The sequence below is a fragment of the Chloroflexota bacterium genome, from assembly GCA_026706485.1.
GTDB lineage: Bacteria > Chloroflexota > UBA11872 > UBA11872 > UBA11872 > JAJECS01.
The window spans coordinates 72,824-97,551 of sequence record JAPOYR010000010.1 but is presented as its reverse complement, the minus strand read 5'-3'; the positions used below and the strand labels follow the sequence as shown (position 1 = coordinate 97,551).

The window sequence follows — 24,728 nt, the reverse complement described above, 5'->3', positions numbered from 1 at the left end:
GCTCATGAGCCCGACGCTCCGGCCTCCGGCTCGTCCCAGAAGTCATCCGGGTCCAGCTGTCCGAACAGATCGTTGCGGTGGGCGTCCTCGGGGAAGGTCGGGCCCTCGACCGGATAGTCCTTGCGCAGCGGGTGGCCTTCGTAGCCCTCGGGCAGGAGCACGCGGCGCAGGTCCGGATGGCCCTCGAAGCGCACGCCGAACAGATCGTGCACCTCGCGCTCCAGCCAGCGCGCGGACTGGTAGGTGTGGGCCAGCGTGGCGACCGAGCCGCCGTCGCATACGCGCGTCTTTACCCGGAGGAACAGGTTGTTGCTGAGCGAGCGGTACTGGTAGACCAGCTCGAACTCGCGCCCGACATCGGCCGGCCAGTGCACCGCCGTCAGGTCGATCAGCTGCTCGAAGCCCAACTCGGCGTCATCGCGCAGCGCTTCGGCCAGCGTGTTGACGGCATCGGATGAAATCTCGACGACGGGGTCGCCCCGCACCACGCGGCCACCTTCGGATGCGTCTCCGGCAAGCTCGCGCACGCGGCTCACGATGCCTGCCGCCTCGATCGTCGGTGTCGGCGCCGTGCTGATCACGGGCTAGTTCTTCCAGTCCAGGGCGCCCTTGCGCCACGCGTAGACGTAGCCGACGCCGAGGATGCCGATGAACACCAACGCTTCAATGAACAAGAAGAGCTGTTCGTCGAGATTGCTGTAGAGCACCACCCACGGATAGAGGAACGCCAACTCGACGTCGAAGATCAGGAACAGCATGGCCACGATGTAGAAGCGGACGTTGTGGCGGCCGCGCGTGTCGCCGATGGGGGGCATGCCGGACTCGTAGGCCTCGCCCTTCACCGAGTCTTTGCGGCGCGGCTTGAGGGCCATCGTCCCGACGAAACTGCCGATGGTGAAGAGAAGCGCGAGCGCGATGAGAATGACAACGGCGATCCAGGACGGCATTAGGACGCGCTGCTACCCCTCGTCGGTTGACAGTTAGTGACGGACTTCACAAGCCGCGCTCATGATACGCATCACGCCCCGCCCGCGCCATGCCGTCCGTCGGTAAGCGCGTGGGTGAGGGACTCCACTTCCATTGAGAGGTCGACGTTCGAGAGTCGGACGCCGGGTGGGACGCGCAACTGCGCCGGCGCGAAGTTGAGAATGGCGTGCACATTCGCGGCCACGACTTGGTCAACGACGGCCTGCGCGGCCTCGGCGGGCACCGCCACCAGCGCGATCGCGAGTCCGAGCCGACGCGCCTCGCTCGCGAAGCTGGACACGTCGACCACTTGGACGCCTTCAACCACGACGCCAATCTTGGCCGGGTCGGCGTCGAATGCGGCGGCGATTGTGTATTCGGGTCCGCGAAAGCCGCGATAGGCCAGCAACGCCTGGCCCAGATTGCCCACCCCAATCAATCCCAGCGGCCACGAGCGGTCGATTCCTAGGATTCGGGCGAGCTGGCTCCGCAGAGCGTTGACGGAGTAGCCGACGCCTCGCGTACCGAACGATCCGAAATAGGCCAGGTCGCGGCGCACCTGCGGCGCCGTGGACCCGGCGAGATCGCTGAGCACCTTGGAGGACACGTGCGGCACGCCCTGCTCCACGAGCGCGCCGAGCGCGCGGTAGTAGGCCGAAAGGCGCCGCACCGTGGTTGGGGGAATGCGTTGGGATGAACGGCGATCAGCCATGCAATGGCGCCAGGGTTTCGCGGTCGGCACGTCGAGCGCGAGACGGCCGCAATCTAGCATGCTCGATCTTGCCAGGCTCACGGCGGATACCATGGGACCGGCTCACGCGCGGGAACGGAGCTTGTCGAGATGACTGCAGACCACAACTTTGGCATTCCAGGAGATCCGTTTCCGGTTGGGGTGGAGTACTACCGCGCGCCGATCCCCAAGCTTGACGTCTGGGACGAGGACTTCGCGCGATTGCGCGCGGCGGGTTTCCGCATTGTCCGCAGCTTCTCCTACTGGAACCACATGGAGCCGCGACCGGGCCAGTATGAGTTGGAGGACTTTGACCGGCTGTTCGATCTGGCGGCGAAGCACGAACTCAAGGTCTGGCTCGACATCACGTTGGCTACGCACGGGGCCTGCCCCGAATGGCTGACCCGCGAGCATCCCGACATGCGGATCGTCACCAACAGCGGGGAACCGGTAGCGCCGACTGCGGGCGCGGCCGCGCCGCAGGGCTCGCAGATTCACTGCTACGACCACCCGGCCTGGCGCGACTACGGGGGCGCGCTGCTTCGCCACGTGGTGACGCGTTACCGGGAGCGGCCCAGCTTGCTGATATGGGGCCTTTGGGACGGTGTCGGCCTAGCGTCGGCACGCGGCTATCCCTGCTACTGCCCGCACACGCTGGCGCGGTACGAGGCCTGGCTGCGCGAGCGCTTCACGCTGGACGAGCTCAACGAGCGCCTGCTGCGCCGCTACCGCCGCTGGGAGGACGTGGAGCCGCCGCGGTCGAATGGGAACGTGGTGGAGATGCTGCTGTACCGGCGCTTCCACTACGAAAACCTGGCCGGCCACCTGCAATGGATGGTCGACGAGACCAAGCAGATCGATCCCGACCATGAGACCCGCTCCCACGGCGGTTGGTCCCCTCGCCCCTGGGACGAGGACTGCGCGGCCATCGCCGACAGTTGGGGCATGTCCATGCCCTCGAACAACCTGCTGACCTCCAGAGACCCGAACCAGGTATCGGGGCGAGCGTTCGGGTTCGATTGGTCGCGCAGCGCGGGGAAGTACGGGCGCTGGTGGAACGAGGAAATCTACGCCGGCATGTCACGCGGCGGGGTGGCGTGGAAGAAGCAATCGGACCCGCGCGAGCTGACTATGCTGCTCTGGATGACCTTGGCGCACGGTGCTTCGGGGGCCATGTTCTGGCAGTACCGGCCGGAGTACCTCAGCTTCGAATCGCCGGGCTACAACCTGGTGGCGTTGGACGGGGAGCCCACGCCGCGATTTGCGGCTGCGACAAGGGCCATCCGGCAGATCGACGGCCTGCGCGAGCACCTGCCGTTGGAGTGTCCGCGCGCCGCGGTCGGGATCGTCTATCACCCCGAATCGCAGGAGCTGTTCGGCTACAACGACGAGGACGACCGCTTCCTGGCCGACCTGCGGGGTGTGTACCGCACGCTGTGGGCGCACGGCGTGCCGGCTGACGTGGTGACCCCGAGCATGGACTGGACGGGCTACCGGTTGCTGTTCCTGCCCAACGTGACGCTGATGACCGACGGCGTGCGGGAGCGGATCGAGCGCACCCTAGAGCAGTGCCCGGAGACGCGGCTAGTGGCGGAGGGCAGCTTTGGCCTCTACACGGGCGACGGGCAGTCCAGCTACGGTCCGCCAGAGGGCTTTGCCGAGCGGCTGGGGGTGCGGGTGGCGGACTTTTCGGCAGTGACTGAATACGACATCGAGCAGGGAGGCAACGTGGTGCAGACGCCCCACGGCCGGCACGCGATCACGAGCCCCTGCGGCTATGCCGTGCTGGAGCCGCGGGGGGAGACGCGCGCCATTGCTTCCCTGGATGGGGGCACCGTCGCGGTGCAGACCGCTGACGGGCGGTTCACGTGGTATGGGCTGACCCTGTCGGCGGGCTTCGGTGATGTGGGCCAGCGGGATGTGGTGCTGGGGGCGGTGGGCGAGGCCGGCATCGAAGCGCCGGTGGCGCTGGAAGGCGACCGAGTGGTGCCGGTGGTGCGGCGTTCGCAGCAGGGGGGATGGCTGGTGTTCGTGTTCAATCTGAAGCGGGCCGCGGCGCAGGTGAATCTGCGACCGCGCTGGCGGACGACCATGGCGCGCGATCTCCTGGCGCAGGCCGATCTTGCATTGAAGGACAACGCGTTCCAGCTCGAGATCGACCAGTGGGAAGTCGCCGTCGTCCACTGCTCAGAGGCTTGAGCGGTGCGAGGAAACCTTATCCGGCTTGTCATGTTGGATCGGAGAGACATGGCGGGCGGCAGTCCGTTGGCCTTGAGCGGAGGCCGGCACGCGGATGAAGGGACCGAGCCAGATGTCTGACCAGGAGCTCTTCGGCATTCCCGGCGTCCCGTTTCCGGTTGGGGTGGGGTACTACCGCGCCCCGATGCCCAAGCTCGAACTCTGGGACGACGACTTCGCGCGTTTGAACGCCGCGGGCTTCCGCATCGTCCGCAGCTTCACCTATTGGAACCACATGGAGCCGCGACCGGGCCAGTATGAGCTGGAGGACATTGACCGGCTGTTCGATCTGGCGGCCGAACACGATATCCAGATTTGGCTCGACATCATTCTGGCTACGCACGGTGCCTGCCCCGAGTGGCTGACACGCGAACATCCCGACATGCGGGTGGTCACCTACCGCGGGGAACGGGTGTCGCCGACCGCGGGCGCGGCCACGCCGCAAGGCTCCCAGATGCACTGCTACGACCACCCGGTCTGGCGTGAATACGCGGGCGCGCTGCTGCGCCATGTGGTGACGCGCTACCGGGAGCGGCCGAGCCTGCTGATCTGGGGGATCTGGGACGGGATCAACCTCACGTCGGCATTCTGCCGCGACAGCGACGGATATCCCTGCTACTGCCCGCACACGCTGGCGCGGTACGAGGCCTGGCTGCGGGAGCGCTTCACGTTGGAAGAGCTGAACAAGCGCCTGTTGCGCCGCTACCGCCGCTGGGAGGACGTGGAGCCGCCGCGGTCGAATGACAACGTGGTGGAGATGCTGCTGTACCGGCGATTCCACTACGAGAACCTGGCCGGTCACCTGCAATGGATGATTGACGAAACCAAGCGGCTTGATCCGGTCCACGAAACCCGCTCCCACGGCGCTTGGTTTCCGCGGCCGTGGGACGAGAGTTGCGCGGCCATTGCGGACAGCTGGGGCATGTCCATGCCCTCGAACAACCTGCTGACCTCCAGAGATCCGTACCAGCTCGCGGATCGCGCGTTCGGGTTCGACTGGTCGCGCAGCGCGGGGAAGCGGGGGCGCTGGTGGAACGAGGAGATCTACTCGGGCATGTCGCGAGGCGGGGTGACGTGGAAGAAGCAATCCGACCCGCGCGAGCTGACCACCCTGGTCTGGATGACCCTGGCGCACGGCGCCTCGGGGGCCATGTTCTGGCAGCACCGGCCGGAATACCTGAGCTTCGAGTCGCCGGGCTACAACCTGGTGGCGCTGGACGGGGAGCCCACGCCGCGATTCACTGCCGTGACGCGGGCCATTGGGCAAATCGGCGGCCTGAGCGATCACCTGCCGCTGGAGTGTCCGCGCGCCGCGGTCGGGATCGTCTATCACCCCGAATCGCAGGAGCTGTTCGGCTACAACAACGAGGACGAGCGCTACCTGGCCGACGTGCGGGGCGTGTACCGCACGCTATGGACGCACGGCGTCCCGGCCGACGTGGTCACCCCGAGCATGGACTGGTCGGGCTATCGGCTGCTGTTCCTGCCCAACGTGACGCTGATGACGGACGAGGTGCGCGAGCGCATCGAGCGCACGCTGGAGCACTGCCCGGACACCCGGCTGGTGGCGGAAGGCAGCTTCGGGATCTACCAGGGCGACGGGCAGTCCAGCTACGGCCCGCCAGATGGCCTGGCAGAGCGGCTGGGCGTGCGGGTGGCCGATTTCTCGGCGGTGACCGACTACGACATCGAGGAGAAGCGCAACCTGCTGAGCAGCCCTCAGGGCGCGCATGAGGTCACCAGCCCCTGCGGCTATGCCGTGTTGGAGCCGGTGGGGGATACCCGCACCATCGCCACCCTCGATGGAGCCAGCGTCGGGGTGCGGACAGTCGACGGCCGCTTCACGTGGTACGGATTGACCCTCTCGGCGGGCTTCGGCGACATCGGGCAGCCGGAAGTGGTGCAGGGCCTGCTGGATGAGACCGGCATCGAGGCGCCCGTGGTGATCGAGGGCGACCCGGTGGTGCCGGTGGTGCGGCGTTCGCGGCAGGGCGGTTGGCTGGTATTCGTCTTCAACCTGGAGCGGGCCACGGCGCAGGTGCAATTGCGCCCGCGCTGGCCGATCACCGCGGCACGCGACCTTCTCCGCGAGGCCGATCTCGCCGTTGAGGACAACGCCATCGGGCTCACCATTGACCAGTGGGAGGTTGCCGTCGTCCACTGCCCGGCGGTGTGATCAAGACCGGGATTCGGCCGACGACCTAGTGCCGACGGGATACCCCTGCTCCGGCACGCCTCGGCATGGGTCACAATGCGCACCGGGCGACAGCCTGACCATCGAGCTGCGTGGCCGAGGGCGCCAAGAACTTGCGGAGGAGACGCGTGCGGGTTGGCGTGGACGTGGGCGGCACGTTTACCGATTTCGTCGTCATCGCCGACGGCGCGATGCGCGTATTCAAGGTCCCCAGTACGCCGAGCGCACCCGAGCAGGCGGTGGTGGACGGCCTGCACGTCGGCGGCATCGGGTCGGCCGACGCCATCGTGCACGGGTCGACCGTGGCTACCAACGCCTTGCTCGAGCGCCGCGGCGCCCGTTCCGTGTTGGTGACGACGGAGGGCTTTCGCGACGTGCTCGAGATCGGTCGCCAGAATCGTCCGGCGCTCTATGAGCTGGAGCCCGAGCGGCCAGCGCCACTGATTCCGCGGGACCGCCGGCTCGAGGTGACCGAGCGCGTGGGCGCGGACGGCAGCGTCGTCACCCCAATCGACCAGGCATCACTCGACCGGTTGGAGGCCCGCGTGCGGCGGTTGAATCCGGCATCCGCCGCCGTTTGCCTGCTCTTCAGCTTTCTGCAGCCCGACCATGAGCGCGCGGTGCGTGAGGCGCTGCGCCGGGCGGGCGTGGAGGCCGTCTCCCTCTCGTCCGACGTTCTGCCGGAATACCGCGAATTCGAGCGCACCAGCACGACGGTGGTCGACGCCTACGTGGCGCCGGTCGTTGCCAGCTACCTGCGCCGGCTCGAACCGGCCATGCCCGGCCCCCTGTGGGTGGTCCAGTCCAACGGTGGCGTGCTGCGCTCGGTGGAGGCGGCTGAGGCGCCGGTGCGCACGGTGCTCAGCGGTCCCGCCGCCGGCGTCGTGGGCGCGCAGCACGTCGCGCGCGCCTCCGGCATCAGCAACATCGCCACGCTCGATATGGGCGGCACGTCGACCGACGTGGCCGTCTGCCCCGGAGAGCCGCTGCGCACGACCCATGCCGAAGTCGCCGGCCTGCCCGTGGCCATTCCCATGACGGACATTCACACGGTCGGCGCCGGCGGCGGCTCGATTGCCCAGCTCGACGAGGCCGGCGCCCTGCGGGTCGGTCCTCGGAGTTCGGGCGCCATGCCGGGCCCCGCCGCCTATGGCCGGGGCGGCGTGGAGCCCACCGTGACCGACGCGAACCTGGTCCTGGGCCGGCTTGCCCCGGATGCGGCCCTTGGAGATCGCGTTCACCTCGACGCCGCGCAGGCCCGCCGCGCGGTCGGACGGCTCGTTGCCAACGACGAGCATTCCGATGCCGCGCTGCGCCGGGCGGCCCTCGCGGTCATCGCGGTGGCGAATGCCCACATGGATCGCGCGCTGCGCGTGATCACGCTGGAGCGCGGCTTCGACCCACGCGACTTCACCTTGCTTCCGTTTGGCGGGGCGGGTCCGATGCACTGCTGCGAGCTGGCGGAACGGCTCGAGATCGAGCAGGTGCTCGTGCCGCCGCATCCCGGCGTGCTGTCCGCGCTCGGCGCCCTCACCGGCGCCCACACGCGCGAGTACACCGCCACCGTGCTCGACGAGGCGCACGCGCTGACCCCGGATCGGTTACGAGAACTCTTCGACCCGCTCGAGCAGACGGCGCGCGACGACCTAGCCCCGGCACGCGAGCCGCGGCTGCAGCGGCTGCTCGATGTTCGGTATGTGGGGCAGTCCTTCGAGTTAAGCGTGCCGCTGGGGGATGGCGGAGTGCCTGAGGCCGTGCGCCAGTTCCACAAGCGACATCAGCAGCGCTATGCCCACAGCCGGCCGGACGCGCCGGTCGAGATTGTGGTGGCGCGGCTCGTCGCCTCGGTGCCGCAGCCGTCGATTGCGCCGTCGGCGCCCTCGGCAACCGGTGCCCCGAAGACTGGGACGACGCAAGCCACCCTGGCCGACGGCGCGGTGCGCGATGTGCCGCTGCTGTCGCGCCACGACCTGGGCGTCGGCTTCGAGCTTGAAGGTCCGGCCGTGGTCACCCAGTCCGACGCGACCACCTGGGTGGCGCCCCGCTGGCGCGCGACCGTGGACCCACAGGGGGCGATGATCCTGCGGCGTTTGCCGTAGCCCGCCACGTGGCGCTTGGTGAGATCGGTCACTTTGGTGGGCAAGCGGCGCCCATATCGTTGACTTCCGGTATGCCCGTCATCGAAGTCCAAGATCTCCGCAAGGCCTACGACGACGTCAAGGCCGTCGACGGCGTCTCATTCACGGTCGAGATCGGTGAGGTCTTCGGCATGCTCGGGCCGAACGGCGCGGGCAAGACCACGACGGTCGAGATCATGGAAGGGCTGCGCCCGCGCGATTCCGGAGCGGTGCAGGTGCTGGGTCTGGACCCGGGACGCGATGCCGGCGACCTCAAGCGCAAGATTGGCGTCCAACTGCAGCAGGTGTCGCTCTACCCGCGGTTGCGCGTGGCCGAGGTGATCGAGCTCTTCGCCTCGTTCTACGGACGGGCGGGCGTAGCCGACCATCTTCTGGCGCTCCTGGGCCTGGAGGAGCGGCGCCGCGCGTTCGTCAAGGACCTGTCCGGCGGACAACAGCAGCGGCTATCGGTAGCGCTCGCGATGGTCAACGACCCGCCGATCATCTTTCTCGACGAGCCGACCACCGGCATGGACCCACAGGCCCGGCGGAGCCTGTGGGAAACCATCGAGCAGTTCAAGGCCGAAGGCCGCACGGTGCTGCTGACCACGCACTACATGGAGGAGGCCGAGCGCCTCTGCGATCGCGTGGCCGTGATGGACCACGGCCGCATCATCGCCATGGAAACGCCCGAAGCTCTCGTGCGGACGCATTTCGCCGAGGACGCGATCGAGTTCAGCCAGCGCGACGGTCTGACCGAAGCCGACATCGAGTCGCTCCCCGCGGTGGTGAACGCGTCCATCCAGGGCGACCGCGTGAGCATGTTCAGCGACGACGTGCCGGCGTCGATGGCGGCGCTGCTGCACCTTGGTCGGGAGCGTGGCGAGCCGATTCAGAACCTGCGGCTGCGCCGGGCCACGCTTGAAGACGTGTTCCTCAAGCTCACCGGACGGACGTTGCGAGATTGAGAGCCCTCGCTCAGCTCACGCTGGCTAACACGCGCGAGTTCGCGCGGGATCGGGCCGCCCTCTTCTGGACGTTCGCGTTTCCGCTGCTCTTCGTCTTGATCTTCGGCCTGGTATTCGGCCGCGACACCGCCACGCGATACGAAATCGGCCTGGTCAATGGGGATCAATCGCCGCAGGCCGGCGTGCTCGTCGACACGCTGAGGGCGATGGACGCGTTCGACTTGTCGCGGGGCAGCTTGACCGACGAAATTGCCAGCTTGGAGGACGGTGATCGCCGCGCGGTGATCGCGATCCCGAGTGGATGGGGCGCGTCGATTGACGCCGGTTCCCCAATGTCGGTTGACATCCACTATGACGAGACGCGGCAGAGCAGCCAGCAGGTCGTGGTGCCGGTGATTCTGCAAGCGTTCGAGGTGGTGGATCGCACGCTCACGCGGAGCCAGCCGGTCGTGCGCCCGGCGTTTCAGACCCTTCGGAGCGAGCGGCTGTCGACCATCGACTTCATCGTGCCCGGCATCGTGGCTTTCAGCGTGATGAACGCGGGCGTGTTCGGCGCGGTGAATATTGTGTCGCTGCGCGAGCGGCGCGTGCTGCGCCGGCTGCAAGCGACGCCCGTGTCCCGGCTCACGCTTGTGAGCGCCGATTTGATCCTGCGCATGGTCCTGGTGCTGGCGCAGTCCGCCATTCTCATCATCGTCGGGCGCTTGGTGTTCGACATTCGGCTCAACAGCGACCCCGGGTCGCTGGCTGCGCTGGCGGGCGTGGTGGTGCTTGGAGGCCTCGCCTTCCTCGCCATTGGGTTCTTCCTCGGTTCGTTCACCAAGACCGAGCAGGGATTCTTTCCGGTGGCGCAGGTTGTGACGTTTCCGATGATGTTCATCTCAGGCGTCTTCTTCCCACTGGAGTTCATGCCGGATTGGCTGCGGCCGGTGATCAACGTGCTCCCGCTGACGCATCTGGCCGAGGCCACGCGCCAGTTGATGATCGGCGGCGCGACCAGCATTCCCATGGGAATCTCCGTGGCGGCCATGGCGGCCTACCTGGTCGTGTTCGTGGCGCTGGCGGTGCGCCTGTTTCGCTGGGAGTAGCGCCTACGCGTTAAGGGCGCGGTGCAGCGTCCGCACCTCGCGCACCAGGGCCGGCGGGTCCAGGCCGACCGTTTCGATCATGTGCAGCGTGCCCGGATTGCGACCCACGGTGCGCATCAGCATGGCGAGATCCAGCCCGTCCTCGAGCGTGCGGTGCAACGGCACGCTGGGACGCGTGCCCGGCGCGGTGTTGTGCCAGCGAATCTCCGCGATTTGATCCACGAAGCGGCGCAGGTAGTCCATGCGGGCCTCGAACGCCAGGTGGTTCGCATCCACGGAATGGAACGCGAATCCCGTATGCAGGGCGAAGCGAAAGTGGCGCGCGCTGTCGAGCGCGTTGAGCACGCTGTCGATGCGCCCCAGCACTGCCTCGCCGCTCGCGTTCGCGATGGCGATCGGGAGTCCCGGGAACAGGTTGTGCAGCGTGCGCATGCTTTCCCGCAGCGCGTCCAGGTGCGCGGCCTCGTGGGTGACCCGGCGACCCGGGTGCACCACGTACATCTCCATGGCGTGCCGGTGCTCGAAAAACTCGACGATCTGCACGATTTGCCGCAGCGCCACGCTGCGCGAGTAGCTGGTCACGTCGGTGATGGCCGAGCGCTCCGACATCGCGGCGTCGGCGAACAGGTTGAGATGGAACCGAAGCGGAGCGTCGTCGAGGATCTCGATGGCCTGCGGGTCGAAGATGGTCGTCAAGCCCAAATCGTGCATGTGGGTCGAAAGCCCAAGCTCGACGACGTCGAACTCCAGGTGCACCGCGACCTCGACGACGTGCCGCAAGCGTTGATGGAAGCGGCGCCGGCTCTCGGGCGCAATGCGCGGATTGAATCCCAGGCGCAAAGGCTTCACGCCGGCTCTCCACTGGGATGAGTTCGGATAAGAGCGGGTCGCATTCGTGATGGCGCTGCCGCTATGTCGACGGTCGGGATCACGGGCTCGCGAGCGTCGGCGCCACGTCCCAGAGTCCGGTGCTGAAGTAGCGATCGCCGGCATCGGGAAACAACGTCACCACCACGGCGTCCGGGTCGTCCGCGAGCACGGTTTCGACCGCATACATGTAGGCGCCGGCCGATTGCCCGACGAAGAGTCCCTCGGCCGCCAGTTGCACGGAAAACTCGCGAGCCTTGTCCACGTCGATATCGACCCAGGTGTCGATCAGCGTGGCGTCGAGGATTGCCGGTACGAGGTGGTCGGGCCCCATGGGTTTCAAGCCCTCGATACCCGGAAACTCCGGTGGAGTGGCGCACACGATCCGCACGTCGGGGGATACCTCGTCGAATCGGCGCGCGACGCCGGTGATCGTGCCGCCGGTGCCGACGCCCGCGACGAAATGCGTGATGTCGGGCGGGGCCTGGGCCAGGATCTCGCTCGCCGTGCCGTCGTAATGCGCCTGCCAGTTCGATTCGTTGCTGTACTGGTCGGCGAAGTAGTAGCGCTCGGGGGCCGCTTCATGGCGGCGCTGGACCTCACGCATGGCCTCGTCGTAGCCCAGGATGGCGTCGGTGAAGCGAATGCGCGCGCCATGCGCCGTGATGCGCTGCACGCGCTCCCGGCTGGCGTTGTCGGGCATCACGATCTCGACGTCGTGCCCCAGGAGCCCGCCGATCATCGCGTAGGCGATGCCCGCGTTGCCCGACGACGAGTCGAGGATGGTTTGACCGGGGCGAAGGTCGCCGCGCGCCTGCGCGTCGGCCAGCATGCGCGCGACGGGGCGATCCTTGATCGACCCGCCCGGATTGAAGGCCTCCACCTTGGCAAAGACCCTTGCTCTCGGATAGCGATCCCGGAAGAGGCGGGTTTCAACCAGCGGCGTGCGGCCAATGAGCTGCAGAGTGGGATGCCGGTCGATCACCGGGTCTACTGCCATCCGGGCTCCACCTCAAGCACTTTCTGGCCGCCGAGATACGGCTGGAGAACCTCCGGCACGCGGACTGTGCCGTCCGCCTGCTGGTAGTTCTCCAGAATGGCCACCATCGTACGGGCCATACCAAGCCCGGACCCATTGAGCGTATGCACGAATTCCGTGTGGCTGCCACCGGGCTTCCGGGTCCGGATGCCGGCGCGACGTGCCTGAAACGCCTCGCAATTCGAAATCGACGAGACCTCCAGCCAGGCGTTCACGCCCGGCGCCCAGGCCTCCAGGTCGTAGGTCTTGGCGGAGGTGAATCCAAGATCGCCGGTGCACAGTTCCAGCGTGCGATAGGGCAGTCCCAGCGCCTCGATGGCCGCCTCGGCGTGCCGGCGCATCGTCTCCAACTCTTCGTACGACTGCTCGGCCAGGGAAAAGGCGTACAGCTCGACCTTGTCAAACTGATGCAAGCGTTGGAGGCCCCGCGTGTCGATGCCCGCGGCGCCCGCCTCGCGGCGAAACGCCGGCGTGTAGGCCACGTAGCGGAGTGGCAGTGTGCCGCCGTCCAAGACTTCGTCGCGGTGCATGGCCGTGAGCGGCACCTCGGCCGTCGGATTGAGCCAAAGGTCGTCGGCGGGCAACCCATAGGAATCGTCGGCGAACTTCGGCAGCTTGCCCGAGTCGGCCATGCCCCGGCTTGTGACAAGTGCCGGAGGCAAAACTTCGAGGTAGCCATGCTCGCGTACCTGAAAGTCAATGGCCCAGGCGACCAGGGCGCGCTGCAGGCGCGCCCCGCCGGCCCGAAATAGCCAGAAGCCCGATCCGGCGATCTTTGCCGCCCGCGGAAAGTCGAGCACGCCCAGCGTCTCGCCGATCTCCCAGTGCGGACGCGGCTCGAAGTCGAAGGCGGGCGGAGTGCCGTGCTCTGCGACCACGGGGTTGTCGTTGGCGTCTTGCCCGGCCGGAGCGGACGCATGCGGCAACGCGGGGAATTCCCCTAGGAGGCGATCGAGGTCACTTTCGATCTGTCCCAACTTCGGCTCGGACGCATCGAGGTCCTTCGACAACGCCCGCGTTTGGGCAATCAGCGCCTCACGCTCGGAAGCATCCGACGCGGTGCCGATGGCTCGGGAGACGCGTTTGCGCTCGGCTCGCCAGCCTTCCACGTCAACCAGCAGCGCGCGCCGTTTCCGGTCCAGCTCCAGCAGTCCATCCAGTGGCGCGTCGTCGCCCCGGGCGCTCAGCCCGGCGCGCACCAAGTCCGCGTTCTCACGAATGAATCGCAGGGGAAGCATGTGGGGGCAACGTATCGAATCGCAACGGCCGACGCACCGCGGGCCGAGTTCTTCTGTCCCCGATTCTACGCAGGCGTTCGCAGTTGGGGGAACAGGATGACGTCGCGGATGTTGGGCGCGTCCGTGAGCACCATCGTCAACCGGTCGATGCCGAGACCCAGGCCGCCCGCCGGCGGCATGCCGTGCTCCAGCGCGCGAATGAAATCCTCGTCAACCGGATGCGCCTCAGCATCGTCGTCCGCCTGCTCGCTCAGGCGGCGGCGCTGATCGATGGGATCGTTCAGCTCGGTATAGCCATTGCCCAACTCCATGCCCAGCACGAATGGCTCGAACCGCTCGACATAACGCGGGTCGTCTGGGGCGCGCTTGGCCAGGGGCGTCGTCTCGGCCGGGTAGCGGGTGAGAAAGGTCGGTTGCACGAACGCGGGCTCCACGCAGGTCTTGGTGATTTCATCGAGCATGCGGGCGCGTGCCGCGCCGGCCTCGAGTGCCACGCCGCGGCCGACCGCCGCCTCGCGGATTTGCTCATCGCTCAACTGCTCGTCGTCGAGGTCGATTCCCACGGCCTCGAGCATCGCGTCGCGGTAGGTCACCTGCCGCCATGGCGGCGTGAAGTCGAGCGTCGTCTCGCCGTAGGCGACGCGTGTGTCCCCCGCGACTGCCCGTGCCGCCTCCACCACCAGCGCCTCGGTGAGCCGGAGCATGTCGCCGAGGTCGGCGAAGGCCTGATAGGCCTCGAGCATGGTGAACTCGGGGCAGTGGGTACGGTCAATGCCCTCGTTGCGATAGTCCTTGCAGATCTCATACACGCGTTCGTAGCCGGCGACCAGCAGGCGCTTGAGATACAGCTCGTCGGCGATGCGCAGGTAGAAGTCGCGTCCCAGGGCCTCGTAGTGGGTGGTGAAGGGCACGGCGCTGCCGCCGCCGTAGAGGGGCTGCAGCGAGGGGGTTTCCACCTCCATGTACCCCTGCGCGTCGAGCACGCGGCGGATTGTGCTGACGATCCTGGTCCGCGCCTCGAAGCGCTCGCGCACGTCTTGATTGGCGATGACGTCGAGATAGCGCTGGCGGTACCGCGCTTCCGGGTCCTGCAGGCCGCGCCACTTCTCAGGCAGGGGCCGGAGGGCTTTCACGGCCACCGTCAGGCGCTGCACGCGCACCGACGGCTCGCCGGCACGCGTGCGAAACACCGGCCCGCCCGCCGACACGATGTCGCCCACGTCGATCACGTCCAGGACGTGCCGATAGGCATCCGCGCCAAGCTCGCTGGCGTTCAGAAAGAGTTGGATCTCACCCGAGCCGTCGCGCACTGCCGCGAAGCTCGTCTTGCCCATCCGCCGCAGTGACATCACGCGTCCGGCGACGTCGACCTCGGGGCCGTTCGGATCGTCGACCAGCGAGCGCGCGTCTGCCGCCCGGTGCGAGCGGGGCACGCGGGAGGGAAACACGGGATCGCCCGCGGCGGCCATGCGGTTCAGCTTGGCGAGCCGCGCCTCGTAGAGACGGTCGCCCGGCGCTGGCTCCGCGATCAGGTGATTCCTGTGATCTCGTAGGCGCGCGTGCCTGCGGGCGTCTCCACGGTCACATGCTCGCCGACCTTGCGCCCCACGAGCGCCAGGCCCAGCGGCGATTCGTTCGAAATCTTGCCGGTGGCGAGGTCGATTTCCTCGGTCCCGACAATGGTGAACTCACGCTGGCTCTCGCCGTCGTCGCGGACGCTGACGGTGGCGCCGATGCTGACGGTGTCGGACGAATGCTCGCTGACGATGATGGCGTCGCGCAGCAGCCGCTCGAGCATCATGATGCGGCCTTCGGTGAACGCTTGGTCGTTCTTGACCTCGTCCGGCTCGTTGCCCTCGCTCAGCTCGCCGAACTCTTTGGCCTCGTGGATGCGCCGGATGATCTCCGGGCGTTTCACCGTCTTCAGCTCGTGAAGCTCGGCCTCGAGGCGCAGACGCCCTTCCTCGGTCAAGAACTTGGTCGCCATAGGCTTCGTTCGCCTCCCCCAAAGCCGCAGCCGGGCTGGCATGGTGCGCTGCGCGGTGACGGTGTCGATTATAGGCGAGCGGGCCGATCGAGGTTGGCTAGGCGGTGCCGGCCTCCGTGGCCGTAAAACGGAAGCGGGTTTCCATGAGTTGGGCCGGCGCTTCGGGGTCGTCCTGGTCGAGGCTCCAGGTGTGTTCATCGACGTCGATGGTGGGGCAGGACGCGCCGGCCTCGGCGGCGGCCTCCGCGGCGAGGCGGGGGCCGACGGCAAGCGCATGCTCGCGGGCCTGGGACTCGGAGGCGAACATCGCGCGACCCGCAGGGCTGTGGACGGCGTAGTCGATGACTCCACCGCGGCGCAGATATTGCGGTCGCAGCAGCACCTCGATTTCCTGCACGATGCGGGTGGACGCGGCGCCAACCGCGCTCGCGACGGCCGCGTGATCGGGAACGATGACCTCGGTGCGGAGACGGCTCGCCACCTGGGGCAACCATGCCGCCCCCGCGGCGCCGAGGGCAATCAGCGGCAGCGTGAGACCCAAACCAACGTCCAGCGGCCCGACGCGGCTGGACGGCGACGCGCTCGCATCGAGCAAGTAGGCGCCGAGCTTCTCGTCCGATTCGGCGAGATCGGGCCGCCCCGCGGCAATGGCGCGGCGCAGGGTGGCGACACACAGCGCGCGAATCACGGCCTCGTGGACGCGCGCCACAAACGCGTCGTACTCGGTGCGGCTCTCGCGTGCGGCAATGCGGTTGGCGAGGGCCGCTGCGTCGACATCGAACTCGGTGTAGTCGCCGCGCACGTGCAGCAGGTCGGTGGGGGTGAGCCCGATCCGGGTGACCAGCCGGCGCGCAACCAGGCCGTCGATGGGGACCAGGCGGGCGTCGGCGACGCCGGCCTGCCTGGCAAGCGTGAGCACGTCGATTGGACCGTGTTCGAGCGCCTCCAGCACGCGCTGCTCGCCGGTCGATACCACTTCGTCGGCGCGAGGTCGGCCCAGGGCGAAGAACTCCCATACCGGGACCAGCCGATGCGAGAGGCGTTGCGCGTCAAGCTCGGCCAGGCGGTCGCGGATCTCGGGCGACTCGCGGGCGGCGCGCGACAGCGGCACGACGCGCTCGGGTCCGATGACGAGGTCGAGTGGGTCCGCTCGTACGCGGCTGTCACCGCCGATCGCTGCCGAGCGCACGGCGGCCGCGCGCACGGCCGTCCGCCAGCCGGCGAGAGATGCGCCCCGCTTGCTCAGGTTCGGGCGTCCGCCGTCGAGAATTCCAACGTCGGTGGACGTGCCGCCCATGTCGACCACGACCGCCTGGTCGATGCCGGCCAGCCTGGCGCCTCCGACGGCGCTGGCCGCGGGTCCCGAGAACAGGGTGTCAATGGGCCGTTCGCGGGCCAGGTCCAGCGCCATCAGCGTCGCGTCGCCGCGGACGACCATTGGCGCCGGGCTCACGCCGCGCCGCCGGACTGCATGCTCCAGCGTGTCGAGCAGCTCGCTGGTCACGGCCAGCAACTTGGCGTTGAGCGTGGCCGTCGTGGCGCGGCGAATGGAGTTGATCTGCGAACTCAGGGCGCCGCCGGCCACCACCGGCAGGCTGGTGAGCTCGCTGACCAAACGCACCGCGCGCCGCTCATGATCCGGATTGCGCGGCGCGAGGTAGCTCGAAACGGCCAGCGCGTCGACCTCGGGCGCCAGGCGCTTCACCGCGTCGCACAGCCCATTCTCGTCGAGCGGCGTCACCTCCTCGCCGAAGATGTCGTGGCGTCCTCCCACGTGCGCAACCGCGGAGGCGCGAACGTGGCGGTCCAGGCGGTAGTGCCGCATGACGCCGGGGTCGTATCCGATGAGGATGCAGCCGACGCGGCTTCCCAACCCCTCCAGGGCGGCATTGGTCGCCAGCGTGGTGGACAGGGCCGCTCGATGCACGTGCGGCCAGACATCGGCGGGCAACCCATCTAGCGCGGCCTCGATGCCGACGGCCAGATTCTCGTGGGTGGTGAGCGCCTTGTGCGCGGCTGTGACCGTCCCGGAGTCCGCGTCGAGCAGGACGGCGTCGGTGAACGTGCCGCCCGTGTCCACTCCCAGGATCAGGCTCATCGACGCGTGACGGAGCGGCGCATGCGGCGGCCTCGTGCCCGCGCGGTGTACTTCAGGTGTCGTTCCGGTGCGCGAGCGCGCCGGCTAGCGCGGCGCGTGGTAGTTGGGCGCCTCTTTGATGAGCACGACATCGTGCGGGTGCCCCTCATCGACGCTGGCACGGGAAGCACGAACGAATCGGCCCTTCGTCTGGAGCTCGCGGATGTCGGCCGCGCCGACATATCCCATCGCCGACCGGAGGCCGCCGACAAGCTGACTGATCATGTTCACCGTGGGACCGCGATAGGGCGTCTGGGCTTCCACGCCCTCGGCCACCAGCTTGGCGGCATCCTGCACCTGGTGCTGACCGTAGCGGTCGCGTGAAGCGCCCGCGCGCTCCATCATGGCGCCGATCGAGCCCATGCCGCGGTATTCCTTGAATCGCTCGCCCTGTCGGTAGACGATCTCGCCCGGGCTGTTGTCCGTGCCGGCGAACATGTTGCCGATCATGACCGCGGCCGCGCCGGCGCCGATCGCCTTGGCGATGTCACCCGAATAGCGCACGCCGCCATCGGCGATGAGCGGCACGCCGTGCTCGCTGCACGGACCGAGGCAGTCGGAAATGGCGGTGAGTTGAGGCACGCCCACGCCGGCCACCACGCGCGTGGTGCAGATGGCCGCGGGGCCGATGCCGACCTTGACGCAGTCGGCGCCCGCTTGGATCAGCGCGCTGGCGCCCGCCGCGGTTGCCACGTTGCCGGCGATCACGTCCACGTCGAGCGACTCCTTGACGCGGCGAACCGTGTCGATAACCGCGCTGTGGTGGCCGTGGGCGGAGTCCACCACCACGGCGTCGGCTCCTGCCGAAACCAGCTCGCGGGCGCGTGGCAGCCCTTCGTTGTGGGTGCCAATGGCGCCGGCCACAACCAATCGTCCTGACGCGTCATAAACGGCGCCGGGAAACTCCTCGCGCTTGGCGATGTCCTTGACCGTGATGAGGCCGCGCAGTTGGCCGCTGTCGTCCACAACCGGGAGCTTCTCGATGCGGTGCAGATGCAGCAGCTCCTCGGCCTGCTCGAGCGTGGTTCCAACCGGTGCGGTGACCAGGCGCTCCGTCGTCATCAAATCGGCGACCTGCATCGCGTCATCGCGGCAAAAGCGCAGGTCGCGGTTGGTGAGGATGCCGACCAGCTGCCCGCGGGAGTCGGTGATCGGCACGCCCGAAATGCGGTATCGCGCCATGACCTCATTGGCCTCGCCCACAGTGGCCGTTGGAGGCAGGGTGATGGGGTCGACGATCATTCCGGACTGCGAGCGCTTGACCTTGTCGACTTCGAGCGCCTGATCCTCGAGTCCCAGGTTGCGGTGGATCACGCCAATCCCGCCGGCCCGCGCCAGCGTGATGGCCATGCGGGCTTCGGTGACGGTGTCCATCGCCGCCGAAACCAAGGGAACATTGAGCGTGATTCGCGGGGTGATGCGCGTGCGCGTCGACACATCGGTGGGAAGGACCTCGGATCGTCCCGGGACCAGGAGAACGTCGTCAAAGGTCAAGCCTTCGACGATCGTCCGGTTGCCCACCGAGTGCAGCTCTTCGGTCCGCAGCGGATCTGACTCAACGCTCACGCCGTAACCTCCCTGTCCGGAGCCTCCCCGGAACGCAAAGCACCCCGATCGACGGCCGATCGGGGTGCGGTACCAGCGACATTCAGCCGCGTCAGGCGCACGGGCAAACGTGCGCTCGATCCCAACGCGGCACAAGACCACTCAACATTGAGGCATTGTACATCGCACCGATGCCGCGCCCAACGGATTCGGGACCGGAAGGTCGTTATAGAATTCGACATCGCATGGTGGGCGTAGCTCAATTAGGTTAGAGCGTCTGGTTGTGGCCCAGAAGGCTGGGGGTTCAAGTCCCCTCGCTCACCCCAGGCTGTCCGGCCGCTGTATGCCGCCGGGAACTCGCTTCAGCCCGCCGCCTGCCTCCCGCTGGTAGATTCCGCCGAGGTGTCTCTGTCCAACACGGATCGTGACGTAGGCGACGGCAGGCGGCCGGTCGCGCCGTCTCCGGCCGAAGAACCGGGCCCAAGCGCGGCAGGCACGCTGGTCATTGTCGTCGCGGCGATCCTGGTGGTGGCAGCGGTGGTGTTCATCGTCGTGGCCGACAACGTGCTTCGCGCTCGCGGTGAGATGCCGGACGTTCTACGGCCAACCGCTGCGGCGCCGGCGCGCACGCCGACCGTGTCCGGCCCCAGACTCTCGGTGGTGACTCCGCCCGCCGCCAACATCAACCTGCCGCTGCCCGAACTGAGGGTGACCACGGTGCCGACGCCCACGGTCGTGCCGGTGCGTACCGAGCGACCCGCCCGCTATATCGGGTACATCGTCGAGCCCGGCGACACGCTGGCCGGCATCGCCAGTCGCTTCGGGTTTTCGTTCGAAGAGATTGCCGCGGTCAACGGGATCGACGAGCCGTGGACTATCCAGATTGGCGAGACGATTCTGATTCCGCGTCGCTGACGTCGTCGGCGGCCTTGGCATCGGCCACTTCGGGCGCCGCTTCTTCGGCATCGTCGGCGCCGGCGGCATCGCCTTCGGCATCCGAGGCCGACGCCTCCGTCGTCGCGGGCTCGGCGTCGGGGGCTTCGGCCGTTCGCTTCTCGGCAGTCGGCGCATCCTGCTCTGGCTCGGCGTCGCCTGTTGCTGCGGCCGTCGGCTCCGCCGCGGCGGCTGGCGGCTCTACGGCCGGCCCATCGCCTTCGGAGACTTCGGCGTCGGGTGCAGCTGCCGCCGCCGTTCCGGATACATCCTGCGTGTCCGCTTCGGAAGCCTCGGCGTCGGGTGCGGCTGTGGCCGCTTCGTCAGTGACGGCTTGAGCCGGAGGAGGCTCATCGCTCGGCGGCTCGCCCGGATCGAGGGCAACCACGCGAACCGGCCAGGCTTCGACGCCCTCAATACGCATGGGCAGCGCCATCACCGCGAAGCGTTCGTCGCTGAGCTGATCGGTGTTCGTGGCGCCGCGCACGACCGGAATCTCATTGGCGAATAGCGACGTGAGCACGGTGCGCTCTTCGTTCCACGACGGGGACGAGCCGATGGCAATGCGCTCATCGAGCACCAGCATTTTGACGCCCTTGTCCCAGAGCCATTGCGAGGCAAACACCGAGAGCCGGGCGCCGCCCGAGGCCTCGGGCGGCAGCGCCAGGACGGCAATGTCGTCGCGGCGCAGGCGATCTCCCGCCGCTTCGTCCAAGTCCATCTGGGTGATCTCGGTCGCGCCGTTCGACGCCGCCAGCCGCACCACCACGCCCTCGCCGAAGAATCGGTCAATCGGGGCCTCGGACAGCGAATAGCCCGACGCCAGATAGCGCCGCGACGTGACGACGTGCGTGCCGACCGTGGTTTCCATGTCAACCCGATGAAACACGCCGTGGCCGCTGCGCGGCCGCTCGTATTCGCGGACGCTGAATGACCCAGCGGCTCCGTCGGGAGCCAGTGGCTGGGTGAGGTCGACGATCCTGCGAGCCATCGATGCCAAGCCTGAGAAGGGCGACTAGCGTGCTTGATGGTCGCCGGTGGTCTTGGCCGCGTCAATACGTTTCGCTTCGGCTCGGACCGCGATCACCCCAGCGATAGGTGGCCGATCAACGAGGGCGACATGCGGCGACTCGGGCCCAAGCACTCAACCGGTCTGCCGCCCGTATGATGTTTGCGGAGTTGTGTCGGCCTGAGCCTTAGCGAGATTCGCATGAACAATCAGAGGCTTGACCACGACACCCTCGACGACATCGTGCGGCGTGTGGTCGAGGTTGCTCGGCCTGAGAAGGTCATTCTGTTTGGTTCGGCGGCCCGCGGTGAGATGGGGCGCAACAGCGATGTGGATTTGCTGGTGGTCAAGGATGCCGATGACGAGCGCGACCTCGCTGCGCGCATCTACCGAAACCTGCGCGGAGTTCGGGTTGCCGTTGATGCGACAGTCGTCGCGCCGGCGCATGTCGAGCGCTACAAGGACAGCCATGCGCTGATAATCAAGCCTGCCCTACGGGAGGGCACCGTGGTCTATGAAGCCGCGTAGGCGTTACCCGCCCGACGATCCTCGGGAATGGCTGAACCGCGCCCGAAGCAATCTCTCCAAAGCCGCGAATAGTGCATCGGGCATCTACCTCGAAGATCTGTGCTTCGATGCCCAGCAGGCGGCGGAGAAAGCAGTAAAAGCCCTGTTACTCGCGCGGGGCGTCGATTTTCCCTACGTGCATGACATCAGTCTCTTGCTGACCTTGCTCGAGGATGCCGGCGAAGATGTGCCGGAAGCGATCCGGCAAGCCGAGAAGCTGAACCCATTCGCAACGGCTACCCGGTATCCCAGCATCGCCCAGCCTGTTTCTGATCAGGAGTATGTGGAAGCGCTGGGAATTGCAGAAGCGGTAGTTCGCTGGGCCGAGGCCTGCCTCTAATCTGTACGGAGTGCGGGTTTCCGGACCTGACCTCGGGCCAGCCTGCAATCGTCTCGCGCTCGGTGACGCGTGCGGGCAGTGTCGGCGGGGCAGGCTTCGACGCCTCGCCTGTTTCGGGCGCCGAAGTCGCTAGGGCGGAACCTCAACCGCCTGCCCCCACACCGGTTCGGCAAGCTCGATTCCCAGGGCCGGCACGTGCTTGCGGTAGAAGTCCAAGCCCGCCGATTCCAGGTGGATCGGCATCAAGCGGCGCGGCTGGGCGATTTCGATGAACTCGAGCAGGTCGGGTCCCGAGGCATGCCCCGAGGCGTGAAAGCGCTCCTGGCTGGGATCGTCGCCGAGTCGGCCCAGCATCTCCATCTGCAACAGGTCCACCCACTGCCGCAGCCGGTTGATGTCCATGACCTGCTCCTCGTTGTACGGCTCGCTGGTGGAGTAGATCCAGGTGCCGCCGCCGGCATCGACGTCTAGCAGCCGCAGCACGTCGTAGAAGCTCAACGCCAAGACGAACTCGCCGGGCGAGCGGGCGATTTCGTCTGGATCGACCATGGCGTTGCCGTAGGTCTCGGCCACCAGCTGCCCCCAGGCCCTGCGACTCTCGCGCCGCTCGCGATAGACCAGGGGGCCCCGCGCGGGATCAGGCAGCGGCGTTGTGGGATCGGCGGTGGCGAGCGCGTGCAGCAGAAACGCGTCCTTCTCCAGCACCACGAGCTGCCGTCCGGCGTGTCGCGCCGCATCGAGAAACGTGTCGAGCCGCTCGAAGTTGCGCGGGCTGAAATCGCCCACCACCAGCCCTTCAGCTTTGCCGACAGCCTCATGCACGCTTTGTCGAACCCCTTCTTCGGTGGCCGCGGGACCTTCGGACGAGGCTTGGGTTCCCTCACAGATCAGCAGCGCCAGGTCGAGATCTCGCAGTTCGCGGGCGAACTGCCGGGTGAGATCGCCGCCGTGACCGTGCATGCGAATGTCACCCGAATACGCGATCCAGCCGACCGACGTCTCAATGGCGAATCCATTCCCGCCGGGTATCGAATGGTCCACCGGAAAGGCGCGGACGCGATGACCGTCGATTGCTCCGCTGAACGGCGCCGTGCCGCGCAGCGTCCAACCTGCCGTCTGCTTGTTGAAGTGGGGCGTCATCCAGAAGCTTTCGGCCGCGTCAGTCCAGGCGTCCCCATCGACCAGGGACCAGGATCGCTGGTCGCCGGACGCCTGCTCGGTCTTGAGCACCGTGCCGTCGGGGATTCGGGGTCGGACGATGACGGTTTCGTTTTCCAGGCCGGGCTGGCCGCAGTCCTGCATCCCTTTGACGATCAGCGCGGTGGTCGAACTGCTGACGATGGGTATGTCGGTATTCAGAAACGACAGGTGCCCGTGATGGTCCTGGTGCGCGTGCGACAGCAGCACCGCGCGCGGTCGCACGTCATTCCGGTAGCCGGCCTGTTTCCTTGCGCGGGTCCAGAAGGTCCTGACCTCCGGCAGCAGCTCGAGATCCGGCCGATACAAGCCCTCGAGCGGCGGAAGCAACCCTGTTCGCAGGAAGTCGAACGCGCCGGTCGTGGTGCGCGGGGTGAGGAACTCCTCGAAGTAGCGCGCGTGGGCGCCGAACGACTTGCCAAAGTCGAGCAGCACCTGCCAGTCGTCGTCCTCCAGCAGCAGCTTGTTGCCGCCGATCTCGCCGATGCCGCCCCAGCCGGTGACCCGTACGGACATGGGGCTATGCCTTGCGCCCGACGCGCGCGCCACACATGGCGCGAAGCTAGCCGCCGCCTTCGCCAAGCACGGCCCGGTTCTGAACGGATCGCGGCGGATTGCCCCGCAACACGTGGGCCACGTCGTTCATGGCCGCCTCGGGACCGAAGGCGTGCATCTCATCGGACTCGCCGGCGTGATGCGGCGTGGTGACGACGTTGGGCATCGAGAGCAGCGGGTTGTCGTGGGTCGCGGGCTCGACCTCGAACACGTCCAGCCCGGCGCCGGCAATTGTTCCCGCTCGGAGCGCGGCCACAAGCGCCGCCTCGTCCACGATCGGCCCCCGCGCGGTGTTGATCAGAAACGCGCTCGACTTCATCTTCGACAGGGCGTCAGCGTCGAACAGGTGGTGAGTGTTCGGATTGAGCGGTGCGTGGATCGAGAGATAGTCGGAACGGCGCAGCAGGTCGTCGAATTCGACGGGCTCGACATTCATGTCGTGCATGACGCTGGGGTCGATGTAGGGATCGTGCGCGATGACCGACATGCCCAGCACCTGGCACCGCAGGGCCATGGCCTGCGCGATGTTGCCGAATGCAAGCAGGCCCAGGGTGAGCCCGCGCAGCCGGGGCCACGGCTCCGCAGCGTCGCAGATGTCGTAGCGCGAGAGCGGCAGGCGCTCGTGGATCTGCCGGTAGGCAAAGCCGAGCCGGCGGTAGCAGGCCAGCAGCAGCATCAGCGCGTGGTCGGCCACTTCGTCGATGCAGAGGTCGGGAACGTTGCCAACCGGCACGCCGTGCCGTGTGGCCGCTTCCAAGTCCACCGTGTCCACGCCGTCCGACCAGCAGCACACGGCGTGCAAGCTCGCGCCGGCGGCGAAGTCCTCGTCAACCATTTCGTGTCCCTGCACCACGACGACGGTCGCCTCCGGCAGGGCGGCGCGGCGAACCGCGGCATCGTGCAGGTCGGCGTGCCGAATGGTTCCGCCTGCCTCCTCGACGACTTGGCGATGCTGCAAGAGCATCTGGTGCTGCGGCTCGGGAAGTAGGACAACGCGCTCGGTGGTCATGACG

The 24,728-nt window shown here is 67.6% G+C and carries 21 protein-coding genes and 1 tRNA gene; 9 read left to right on the top strand and 13 right to left on the bottom strand.

The features are described from left to right. Positions 1–2: 2 nt before the first annotated feature. The 3 genes from OXG79_08085 to OXG79_08075 all read right to left on the bottom strand — a co-directional run bounded on the left by OXG79_08085 (position 3) and on the right by OXG79_08075 (position 1,678). Complete coding sequence (locus OXG79_08085) at positions 3–581, bottom strand: NADH-quinone oxidoreductase subunit C (GenBank protein ID MCY3783728.1); 579 nt, start codon at positions 579–581, stop codon at positions 3–5. Positions 582–584: 3 nt separating this feature from the next. Then, positions 585–872 (bottom strand): NADH-quinone oxidoreductase subunit A, encoded by a 288-nt coding sequence (locus OXG79_08080; GenBank protein ID MCY3783727.1) that lies wholly within the window; start codon positions 870–872, stop codon positions 585–587. Between the two features lie 146 nt (positions 873–1,018). After that, complete coding sequence (locus OXG79_08075; protein ID MCY3783726.1) at positions 1,019–1,678, bottom strand: redox-sensing transcriptional repressor Rex; 660 nt, start codon at positions 1,676–1,678, stop codon at positions 1,019–1,021. A 129-nt stretch (positions 1,679–1,807) separates the two neighbouring features. On the opposite strand from OXG79_08075, the gene OXG79_08070 reads away from it, so the two are divergent. The 5 genes from OXG79_08070 to OXG79_08050 all read left to right on the top strand — a co-directional run bounded on the left by OXG79_08070 (position 1,808) and on the right by OXG79_08050 (position 10,301). Further along, entirely contained in the window at positions 1,808–3,895 is a 2,088-nt protein-coding gene (locus OXG79_08070; protein MCY3783725.1) for a beta-galactosidase, read from the top strand. 112 nt (positions 3,896–4,007) lie between these two features. Beyond that, entirely contained in the window at positions 4,008–6,110 is a 2,103-nt protein-coding gene (locus tag OXG79_08065; protein ID MCY3783724.1) for a beta-galactosidase, read from the top strand. 146 nt (positions 6,111–6,256) lie between these two features. Further along, positions 6,257–8,227, top strand: a complete 1,971-nt coding sequence (locus OXG79_08060; protein ID MCY3783723.1) for a hydantoinase/oxoprolinase family protein — start codon at positions 6,257–6,259, stop codon at positions 8,225–8,227. Positions 8,228–8,298: 71 nt separating this feature from the next. Continuing rightward, a complete protein-coding gene (locus tag OXG79_08055; GenBank protein MCY3783722.1) occupies positions 8,299–9,213 on the top strand; it encodes an ABC transporter ATP-binding protein in 915 nt (304 codons plus the stop codon). Then, positions 9,210–10,301, top strand: coding sequence for an ABC transporter permease (locus OXG79_08050; GenBank protein ID MCY3783721.1), 1,092 nt, complete (start codon positions 9,210–9,212; stop codon positions 10,299–10,301). The genes OXG79_08055 and OXG79_08050 overlap by 4 nt, the downstream gene beginning before the upstream one ends. A gap of 3 nt (positions 10,302–10,304) precedes the next feature. On the opposite strand, the gene OXG79_08045 is transcribed toward OXG79_08050, so the two are convergent. From OXG79_08045 to guaB, 7 genes are all read right to left on the bottom strand, one after another. Continuing rightward, positions 10,305–11,150 (bottom strand): hypothetical protein, encoded by an 846-nt coding sequence (locus OXG79_08045; protein MCY3783720.1) that lies wholly within the window; start codon positions 11,148–11,150, stop codon positions 10,305–10,307. A gap of 79 nt (positions 11,151–11,229) precedes the next feature. Continuing rightward, positions 11,230–12,168, bottom strand: coding sequence for a cysteine synthase family protein (locus OXG79_08040; GenBank protein MCY3783719.1), 939 nt, complete (start codon positions 12,166–12,168; stop codon positions 11,230–11,232). Then, entirely contained in the window at positions 12,159–13,445 is a 1,287-nt protein-coding gene (gene serS, locus OXG79_08035; protein ID MCY3783718.1) for a serine--tRNA ligase, read from the bottom strand. The genes OXG79_08040 and serS overlap by 10 nt, the downstream gene beginning before the upstream one ends. Before the next feature lie 65 nt (positions 13,446–13,510). Then, entirely contained in the window at positions 13,511–14,974 is a 1,464-nt protein-coding gene (lysS, locus tag OXG79_08030) for a lysine--tRNA ligase (protein MCY3783717.1), read from the bottom strand. Beyond that, positions 14,974–15,432 (bottom strand): transcription elongation factor GreA, encoded by a 459-nt coding sequence (gene greA / locus OXG79_08025; protein ID MCY3783716.1) that lies wholly within the window; start codon positions 15,430–15,432, stop codon positions 14,974–14,976. Before greA ends, lysS begins: the two co-directional genes overlap by 1 nt. Positions 15,433–15,529: 97 nt before the next feature. Beyond that, positions 15,530–17,530, bottom strand: coding sequence for a hydantoinase/oxoprolinase family protein (locus OXG79_08020; protein MCY3783715.1), 2,001 nt, complete (start codon positions 17,528–17,530; stop codon positions 15,530–15,532). Between the two features lie 84 nt (positions 17,531–17,614). Further along, a complete protein-coding gene (gene guaB, locus OXG79_08015) occupies positions 17,615–19,090 on the bottom strand; it encodes an IMP dehydrogenase (GenBank protein ID MCY3783714.1) in 1,476 nt (491 codons plus the stop codon). A 272-nt stretch (positions 19,091–19,362) separates the two neighbouring features. Between guaB and OXG79_08010 the strand changes: the two genes are divergently transcribed. Both OXG79_08010 and OXG79_08005 read left to right on the top strand, forming a co-directional pair. Continuing rightward, positions 19,363–19,440 (top strand) — tRNA-His (locus OXG79_08010). A gap of 76 nt (positions 19,441–19,516) precedes the next feature. Continuing rightward, entirely contained in the window at positions 19,517–20,029 is a 513-nt protein-coding gene (locus OXG79_08005; GenBank protein MCY3783713.1) for a LysM domain-containing protein, read from the top strand. Here OXG79_08005 and OXG79_08000 read toward each other — a convergent pair. Beyond that, entirely contained in the window at positions 19,989–21,038 is a 1,050-nt protein-coding gene (locus OXG79_08000; GenBank protein ID MCY3783712.1) for a cyclase family protein, read from the bottom strand. The two genes, OXG79_08005 and OXG79_08000, sit on opposite strands and share 41 nt — an antisense overlap. Positions 21,039–21,257: 219 nt before the next feature. Here OXG79_08000 and OXG79_07995 point away from each other — a divergent pair, with 219 nt between their 5' ends. Together OXG79_07995 and OXG79_07990 are read left to right on the top strand one after the other, a co-directional pair. Beyond that, on the top strand, positions 21,258–21,584 hold the full coding sequence (locus OXG79_07995; protein MCY3783711.1) for a nucleotidyltransferase domain-containing protein: 327 nt from the start codon (positions 21,258–21,260) through the stop codon (positions 21,582–21,584). After that, positions 21,571–21,963 carry a HEPN domain-containing protein gene (locus OXG79_07990; protein MCY3783710.1) on the top strand — a complete coding sequence of 131 codons (393 nt, stop codon included), beginning with the start codon at positions 21,571–21,573 and terminating at the stop codon, positions 21,961–21,963. The genes OXG79_07995 and OXG79_07990 overlap by 14 nt, the downstream gene beginning before the upstream one ends. 129 nt (positions 21,964–22,092) lie before the next feature. On the opposite strand, the gene OXG79_07985 is transcribed toward OXG79_07990, so the two are convergent. Both OXG79_07985 and OXG79_07980 read right to left on the bottom strand, forming a co-directional pair. Beyond that, a complete protein-coding gene (locus OXG79_07985) occupies positions 22,093–23,676 on the bottom strand; it encodes a hypothetical protein (protein ID MCY3783709.1) in 1,584 nt (527 codons plus the stop codon). Between the two features lie 46 nt (positions 23,677–23,722). Then, positions 23,723–24,724, bottom strand: a complete 1,002-nt coding sequence (locus OXG79_07980; GenBank protein ID MCY3783708.1) for a C-terminal binding protein — start codon at positions 24,722–24,724, stop codon at positions 23,723–23,725. Between the last annotated feature and the right edge of the window lie 4 nt (positions 24,725–24,728).